The sequence below is a fragment of the Streptomyces sp. NPDC006265 genome (assembly GCF_040613555.1).
In the GTDB taxonomy this organism is placed as follows: Bacteria; Actinomycetota; Actinomycetes; order Streptomycetales; family Streptomycetaceae; genus Streptomyces.
On sequence record NZ_JBEXSH010000620.1, the window covers coordinates 1 to 5518 of the forward strand.

4 protein-coding genes are annotated in these 5518 nt (G+C 69.0%); all 4 read right to left on the reverse strand.

All coding sequences use genetic code 11. The features are described from left to right. Positions 1 to 205: 205 nt before the first annotated feature. Positions 206 to 427, reverse strand: a complete 222-nt coding sequence (rpmE, locus tag ABZ281_RS35630) for a 50S ribosomal protein L31 (RefSeq protein ID WP_184908681.1) — start codon at positions 425 to 427, stop codon at positions 206 to 208. A gap of 187 nt (positions 428 to 614) precedes the next feature. Next, complete coding sequence (locus ABZ281_RS35635; protein WP_356662211.1) at positions 615 to 1751, reverse strand: LCP family protein; 1137 nt, start codon at positions 1749 to 1751, stop codon at positions 615 to 617. 206 nt (positions 1752 to 1957) lie between these two features. Next, complete coding sequence (locus tag ABZ281_RS35640; protein WP_356662213.1) at positions 1958 to 3745, reverse strand: trypsin-like serine protease; 1788 nt, start codon at positions 3743 to 3745, stop codon at positions 1958 to 1960. A 138-nt stretch (positions 3746 to 3883) separates the two neighbouring features. Beyond that, a partial coding sequence (gene rho / locus ABZ281_RS35645) for a transcription termination factor Rho (RefSeq protein ID WP_356662212.1) occupies positions 3884 to 5518 on the reverse strand: 1635 nt, incomplete at its 5' end.

Consider the following 5518-nt stretch of genomic DNA (forward strand, 5'->3'; position numbering starts at 1 on the left):
ACCGGCGCTAGGGCCTGTCCGGCGGATCAGGTCGGAGGAAAGCCGCCGTACCTGTCAGTGCCGGCGAGCGGGGCCTGGTGCGTGCAGCTGCAAGGCGGAGGAAGGAGTCGACGCGGAGCGTCGGCGACTGACGACAACGCCGCAGATGTGCGTGCCAGGCCCCGCGTCTCCGACAGGATCCGCCGGGCAGGCCCTAGGAGGCTCGCTACTTCTTGGAGCCGGCGGCCTTGCCGAAGCGGGCCTCGAAGCGGGCCACACGGCCACCGGTGTCGAGGATCTTCTGCTTGCCCGTGTAGAACGGGTGGCACTCGGAGCAGACATCGGCGCGGATGGAGCCGGACTCGATGGTGCTGCGGGTGGTGAACGACGCGCCACAGGTGCAGCTGACCTGCGTCTCGACGTACTCGGGGTGGATGTCGCGCTTCAAGGTGTCTCCTAGGTTCGGGAGGGCGCCGGGTCGCTGACGCGGGGTGCGGGAGCGTGAACCGGGGCCGACGTACCAGTCTGCCAGGACTGGGGCCTACTCCCAAAACCGGGGGTTGTTGTGATCTATTCCCCCGCGGGCCGGTGGGGGCTCGTCGCGCAGTTCCCCGAGCCCCCGGGGGACGTGCCCGTCAGGGCGCGCTCACGACACCCTTGGCCTCACCTGTCGCCGATCCCGACGTCGCCGACTTCGGGATCTGCTTGTCCTTCTCCAGGGCCTTCCAGATCTGGTCGGCCTTCTTCTCCTGAAGGAGGACGCGGTTGGGATCGGCCGGGTCGTAGGCCACCGGCATCGTGATCATGTGCATGTTGGACGGGCTGATGCCCTTGAGTCCGTTCGCGAAGGACGCGAGCTTGTTGACCGAACCGAGGTCGGAGTCGGCCGTCACCGTCTTGGTCGCGGATTCCGCGAGGTCGAGCAGCTTCTTCGGGTTCGAGAAGACGCCGACGTCCTTGATCTGGTTGACCAGGGCCTTGATGAAGGCCTGCTGGAGCTGGATGCGGCCCAGGTCGGAGCCGTCGCCGACGCCGTGTCTGGTGCGGACCAGGCCGAGGGCCTGCTTGCCGTCGAGCGTGTGGGTGCCGGCCTTCAGCTTCAGATGGCTGTCGGGGTCGTCGATGCTCTTGGTCGTGGTGATCTCGACGCCGCCGAGGTCGTCGATGAGCTTCTGGAAGCCGGTGAAGTCGACCTCGAGATAGTGGTCCATGCGCAGGTCGGTGATCGACTCGACGGTCTTCACGGCGCAGGCGGCCCCGGCGGTGGAGTACGCGGAGTTGAACATCACGTTGCGGGCGGCGGGGTACTCGTTGCCCTTGGTGTCCGTGCACGAGGGGCGGTCGATGAGGGTGTCGCGCGGGACGGAGACCACGCTGGCCTTCTTGTGGCCCTTGTAGACGTGCACGATCATCGCCGTGTCGGAGCGTGCGCTGCCGTCGTCGGTGCCGCCGCCGAGCTTCTTGTTGCCACCGGAGCGGGTGTCCGAGCCGAGGACCAGGATGTTCTCGGAGCCGTTGTCGGCCTTCTTGGGCCGGTCGGTGCCGAGGGCCTGGTCGATGTCGACGCTCTTGAGGTTGCCGTTGAGCTTGAAGTACAGGTACCCGGCCCCGGCGCCGCCCAGCACGACGATGCCCGCGGCCGTCCAGGCCGTGATCATCAAGCCCTTGCGTCGTCGCTGGGGCTTGCGGCGCTTGCCCTTGCCGCGGTGACGTGCTCCGTTGATGCCGGCATCACCCGGTATACCCGGATCCGGCGCGCTCTCGGCGGACATGTACTCCTCAGCTCTTCTACGTCGATTACCCCCAGCGGTCAGTGCCAGGCGTGGCCGGAGAAGACCCTTCCTCGCACTATCGTCGCCCCACCTGGTCAGACGGAGAAACTCGGGAAAGGGTTGCACAACGGACTGTGCCCACCGCGTGCGGCGGTGGGCACAGTCCGTGTTCGTCACAGCCGGGTGAGCCTCACTCACCTGCGGTTTCAGCCGAAGATGTCGTACTGCTTGAAATCGGTGCCGACGGACTTCCTTGTGGCAAAGATCTCGCTCGTCCCCTTGCCGGTGCCCGCGTACAGGTAGAGCGTGCCCCCGGGGGTACGGGCCAGGAAGTCGGCCTTGCCGTCGCCGGTGACGTCACCGGGCGCGTCGAAGGCGTTGTACCCGCCCCACGTGCGCACCTTGACCCGGGCCGAGAAGGCGCCCGAGCCGGCCTTGCCGGTGCCCTTGTAGAGGTAGAGGTAGCTGCCCGACTTGCTGCGGGCGATGAGGTCGGTCTTGCCGTCCCCGTTGAAGTCGCCCTTGCCGCGCACGGAGTTGTACTGGTTCCAGCCGGAGCCGACCTTCACGCGGGACGCGAAGGTGCCGTTGCCCTTGCCCGGGTAGATCCACATGACGCCCGCGGAGTCGACCGAGAGCAGGTCGGGCAGGTAGTCGCCGGTGACGTCACCGGGGGTGATGATCCGGGTGCGGGTCTTCCAGTTGTCGGCGATCTGCTTGGTCGTCCAGCTCTCCGTGGCGGTGACGAAGTGGGTCCAGAAGACGTCGCCGTCACTGCTGCGCCGGTAGACCAGGTCCTGGAAGCCGTCGCGGTCGAGATCCGTCTGCAGGACGACGTTCACGCCGTTCCAGTCGCCCCAGGACTCGCGAGCGGCGAAGGACGTGCCCTTGGAGTCCTTGGAGTAGCCGGTCTTGGTGGAGGCCTTGCGCACCCACAGGTCGGCCTTGTGGTCGAGGCTGACGTTGGTGTCGTCGAGGCGCGGGTAGGCGGCGCCGACGTACGTGCTGACCTTGCTGAAGACGCTGTAGGCGCCCTTGGCGACACAGTCGGTCACGCCCCAGGACACGACACCGACGATCCGGTTGTTCACGACCAGCGGGCCGCCGGAGTCGCCGTTGCACGCGGAGACGGTGCCGGCGTCGCTGCCGGTGGCGGGCTTGCCCGCGCACACCATGTGCCCCTTGATGAAGTCCCTGCCGTACGCGCCGGAGCAGGTCGTGTCGGACTGCATGGGCAGCGTGGCGGTCTTCAGCGTCTCGGAGATGTCGTCGCTGGTGGAGCTGGTGCGGCCCCAGCCGTAGACCTTGGCACTCGTGCCGGCCTTGTACGACGTGGTGTCACCGGAGGTCGTCATGCGGATGGGGGTGGCCTTGATGGGCCGGCCCAGGGTGAGCACCGCGATGTCGTTGTCGATGGTCGTCGCGCTGTACGACGGGTGGTTCCACTGCCGCCGGACGGCCGTGGCGGTACCGCCGTGCAGGTCGGTGCCGTCGGCCGAGGGCAGCTGGGGGGTGCCGGTGACGACGGCGCCGTTGGCGCTCCAGTTGTAGCCCTTGACGCAGTGCGCGGCGGTGAGGATCTTCGTCGGCGCGACGACGGCGCCGCCGCAGAAGAAGCCGAGGTCGTCGCCGGTGCTGGAGGTGCCCCGGTCGTCGTAGTAGTGGAGCTGCGCCATCCACGGGGCGGTGCTGATGGTGGTCTCGTTGCCGCCGATGACCTTCGGGTCGATGCGGCCGGCGACGGTGCCCGCGCTGAGCGAGGCCTTGCTCGTCTTGCCGGCGACGTCGTCACCGGCCATGGCGCCCGCGACGCGCTTCTCCAGCTCGGCGAGCGACGGCGAGCTGGTGGCGGGCTTGAGCGTCGGCTGCGGCAGCGGGGTGGCCGCCCCGGCGGACGTCGTCAGCAGCGCGCCGGCGACGGCCGCGGCGACACCGGCCGCGGCGACGGGCAGTGCTATGCGTATCCGGCGTCTGTGCCGACCGCCCCCGGGCATGGCTGTACCCACGAATGTCCCCCCTAGGGATCACAAGTTCGAAGAGAGCGTGATCCTACCCGCACACGAACGCCACAGAGGGCCGCCCCCAGTTCGGGGAGCGGCCCTCTTGTGCGGTCCTTACTCGGTCGACCTGCCTCAGTCGCCGTTGCCCGGCGTCGGGGTGGTCTTCTGGATCTGCATGAGGAACTCGGCGTTCGACTTCGTCTGCTTCATCTTGTCGAGAAGCAGCTCGACCGCCTGCTGCTGGTCGAGGGCGTGCAGCACCCGGCGCAGCTTCCAGACGATGGCGAGCTCGTCGGGGGCGAGCAGGATCTCTTCCTTGCGGGTGCCGGACGCGTCGACGTCCACCGCCGGGAAGATGCGCTTGTCGGCGAGCTTCCGGTCGAGCTTGAGCTCGGCGTTGCCGGTGCCCTTGAACTCCTCGAAGATCACCTCGTCCATGCGGGACCCGGTGTCCACCAGGGCGGTAGCGTGGATGGTCAGCGAGCCGCCGTCCTCGATGTTGCGGGCCGCACCGAAGAAGCGCTTCGGCGGGTACAGCGCCGTCGAGTCGACACCACCGGACAGGATGCGGCCGGAGGCCGGTGCGGCGAGGTTGTACGCACGGCCCAGACGGGTGATCGAGTCGAGCAGTACGACCACGTCGTGGCCCAGCTCCACCAGGCGCTTGGCGCGCTCGATGGCCAGCTCGGCGACGGTGGTGTGGTCCTCGGCCGGGCGGTCGAAGGTCGAGGAGATGACCTCGCCCTTCACCGACCGCTGCATGTCGGTGACCTCTTCCGGACGCTCGTCGACGAGGACGACCATCAGGTGGCACTCGGGGTTGTTGTGGGTGATCGCGTTGGCGACCGCCTGCATGATCATGGTCTTGCCGGTCTTCGGCGGGGCCACGATCAGACCACGCTGGCCCTTACCGATCGGCGCGACGAGGTCGATGATGCGGGTGGTGAGGACGCCCGGGTCCGTCTCCAGACGGAGCCGGTCCTGCGGGTAGAGCGGCGTCAGCTTGTTGAACTCCGGTCGCCCGCGCCCCGATTCGGGCGCCATGCCGTTGACGGAGTCCAGACGCACCAGCGCGTTGAACTTCTCGCGCCGCTCGCCGTCCTTGGGCTGGCGCACGGCACCGGTGACGTGGTCGCCCTTGCGCAGGCCGTTCTTGCGGACCTGGGCGAGGGAGACGTACACGTCGTTCGGGCCGGGCAGGTAGCCCGACGTGCGGATGAACGCGTAGTTGTCGAGGATGTCCAGGATGCCCGCGACGGGGATCAGGACGTCGTCCTCGGTGATCTGCGGCTCCTGGACGTCGTCACGGCCGCGACGGCCCCGGCGGTCGCGGTAGCGCCCGCGACGGCCACGACGCCCGCCGTCGAAGTCGTCGTCGTCCTGCTGCTGGCCACGGTCCTGACGGCCGCCGCCGCCCTGGCTCTGCTGCTGGCCGCGCTGGCCGCCCTGCTGGTCGTCGCCCTTGCCACCGCGGCGGTCACGGTCGCGGTCCCGGCCGCGGTCCCGGCGGTCGCGGCGACGGCCCTCGCCGTCACCGGCGTCGGACTTGGCCTCGTTGTTGCCCTGGGACTGCTGCTGCGACTGCGCGGGCGCCTCGGCCTTGGTGTCGTTCTTCGCCTCGGCGACGATGGTCTCCCCCGCCGCGGAGGCCGGGGCTCCGGCTTCGGCGGTGGCCCGGCGACGACGGCGCTCGGGCGCCTCGTCTCCCCCGTCGCGGGACGGGCCGCCGGCCGGCTGGCCGGGGATCTCGATCTGCTGCTGGGCCAC

Bases quoted from the DNA above. Each gene is read 5' to 3' on its own strand.
- ABZ281_RS35640 (WP_356662213.1), bottom strand. From the start codon at position 3,745: ATGCCCGGGGGCGGTCGGCACAGACGCCGGATACGCATAGCACTGCCC.
- ABZ281_RS35635 (WP_356662211.1), bottom strand. From the start codon at position 1,751: ATGTCCGCCGAGAGCGCGCCGGATCCGGGTATACCGGGTGATGCCGGC.